The organism is Aliterella sp. E5.1, assembly GCF_057473825.1.
The window spans coordinates 1-1811 of record NZ_JBYCCV010000305.1; the positions used below are offsets into that span (position 1 = coordinate 1).

Genomic DNA, 1811 nt, shown 5'->3' on the forward strand with positions numbered 1-1811 from the left:
GAAAAATATTCTCCTAATGGTTCTCAAACTCTTTGTAAGAGGAGGTTTGAGAAATGATTATTTCTTTATTCAGTACGAGGCTCGTTTGCTGGTAGCCCTAGTAACGCTGTTAAAATGACTTGCTGAGATAAATATTTTTGACAGTTTTTCGATAACCATATTTATAGTTGGGATGACATCAATATATGTCTCCTCTCTGGTGATTGTCAGTCGGTAAAAGGTCGGTAAAAAGTCAGATAAAAGTCAGTAACTTAGGTAAAAACGATCGCACGTTCTGCCTAATTACCCAAATTAAGCGCGATCGCATCCATTAAGTCAGTAACTAAAAGTGATCGCACCATTCCACCTTTTTGACTGGAATTTGAGGGCAAAAAGTTAAAGTGACCTTGCAACGGAGAGCAAAGTCTTTTGCTTTCTACAATGTTGAGCGATCGCCTACTATTATTTGGCAGGAGTTTGAGTATTTATCCTATTACTACTTGCTAGGTATTGGCTCAAGGCGTAAGCCATATCTGCACGAGTCATCGGCTGCAATGGATTTATATTCTTTTGTGGGTCTATATTGACAAATCCTGCATTTAATGCAGTAGCTAGAGACTTTCTCGCCCAAGCAGGAATTGAAGCTGCATCTGGATATTGGGATAATATTTCTGCTACTATGTTGTCGGGAAACTGAAAAACACCATAAGCTTGAGCAAAAATAGCCAACGCCTCTGCTCTTGTTACCTTCTGGTTGGGAAAGAACATATTGCCCCGATACCCTTTCATAATGCCAGTTTTTAGCACGGTCTGAATGTCTTTAAAGGCCCAGTGCGAGGCAGGTACATCTTGAACTTCAACTGTGCCTGCTTGATTTGCGGCGGCTCTTTGAGCTAACCCAAACGATCTAACTAAAATTGATGCAAGTTCGGCACGACTAATAAATAATTCTGGGTGAAATTGTCCATCCGTAAGATTACTCATCAACCCCGCCGCAACTACTTGAGAAATCGCATCATTAGGCGATGGTGAAGCAGGTTGTTGGATTTGAGGTGGAATAGAATTAGGCGGCAGTGGCGCAGGGGATGGTGACAATGCAGGTAATGCGCTCTGGGCTTGAGCGTGCAGAGATCCTAGTATAAATGTACTTACTTTGCTAGTAAAACTACAAGCCAATAAAGTAATAAGTACAACTAAAGCATTCCTAAGACTTCTCATCTCAATTATTTTTCTCACTACTGCTAGTCAATCAAATTATTACAAATTTTCTGAGCATTAGTCTATTTTAAAACTCTTGCACTCGTCATCTATGTATTGTCTACCCGATCGCAAAACTTGCAAGTTATTAAAGAGCGATCGCACTATTTAAGCGTTTTATCAGGAATTGCTAAGTTTTAAAGGTAAAAGGTTAAAATAACCTGGCATTTAGCACAGATCGCCTCCGAAATTAAGACAATACTCTTTGTAGTGAATAAATCATCTATCCCCCTCCTGCCAATGACTGTTGAAGACGCGATCGCATTTATTGAGCAAGTTGTAGAACCAAAACAATTAAATAAACTGCAACGCCTTGTCCTTGCTTCTTCTTGGCAAGGTCATTCCTATCAAGAAATGGCGAGAAGTTCTGGTTATGACTGCGGTTATATAAAAGACACTGGTTCTAAGTTGTGGCTTTTGCTGTCCGATAGTTTGGGAGAAAAAGTAAACAAGCAAAATTGTCAGGTAGTTCTAAAACGTTTTGCAAAACAAAATATAAATCGGGCTTCGCAATCGTCTCTTAGCCAAGATTGGGGAGAAGCTATAGATGTTTCTGTGTTTTATGGGAGAATTGC

General features: G+C 39.8%; 2 protein-coding genes. One reads left to right on the forward strand and one right to left on the reverse strand.

Annotated elements, in window-relative coordinates; genetic code table 11:
• Positions 1 to 441: 441 nt before the first annotated feature.
• On the reverse strand, positions 442 to 1197 hold the full coding sequence (locus AC2VE5_RS26570) for an S-layer homology domain-containing protein (RefSeq protein WP_486890542.1): 756 nt from the start codon (positions 1195 to 1197) through the stop codon (positions 442 to 444).
• 279 nt (positions 1198 to 1476) lie between these two features.
• Between AC2VE5_RS26570 and AC2VE5_RS26575 the strand changes: the two genes are divergently transcribed.
• The coding region (locus AC2VE5_RS26575; protein WP_486890543.1) for a helix-turn-helix domain-containing protein at positions 1477 to 1811 on the forward strand (335 nt) is incomplete at its 3' end.

What these genes read in the sequence shown, in the direction of transcription:
- AC2VE5_RS26570 (WP_486890542.1), bottom strand. Translation starts at nt 1,197, where the DNA reads ATGAGAAGTCTTAGGAATGCTTTAGTTGTACTTATTACTTTATTGGCT.